The sequence below is a fragment of the Caballeronia sordidicola genome, assembly GCF_000729995.1.
Taxonomy (GTDB): domain Bacteria; phylum Pseudomonadota; class Gammaproteobacteria; order Burkholderiales; family Burkholderiaceae; genus Caballeronia; species Caballeronia sordidicola_A.
Genome location: NZ_JNFG01000164.1, coordinates 1 through 368 on the forward strand (window position 1 = coordinate 1; position 368 = coordinate 368).

The 368-nt window shown below is 56.0% G+C and carries 1 protein-coding gene; it reads left to right on the top strand.

What is annotated here, in order from left to right:
- The coding region (locus tag FH08_RS48815) for a putative PEP-binding protein (protein ID WP_035568087.1) at nt 1–274 on the top strand (274 nt) is incomplete at its 5' end.
- Nucleotides 275–368 lie beyond the last annotated feature (94 nt).

Here is a 368-nt window from a genome sequence, read left to right on the forward strand (position 1 = left end):
GTTTTTGCTGTCGACCGTGATTGGGCTCGGCCGCAAGGCTGGCATCCCGGTTTCTGTCTGCGGGGAAATGGCGGGCGACGTGAAGTTCACGCGTTTGCTGTTGGGCATGGGTTTGCTTGAATTTTCCATGCATCCGGCGCAATTGCTGGCAGTGAAGCAGGAAATCCTGAACAGCGATCTCGACGACCTGACGCTGCAAACCAAGAAAATCCTGCGCAACACCGAGCCCAGCGCCATTGCCACCGCGGTCAGCCAGATGCGGATGATGGCCTGATGCTATGCTGGCATGACAACACGAGCATAGTTTGACGCCAAGCCCCGACTTGGTTATTCTTGTCCTATCGCGCCGATTTGAATGGTTTCACCAC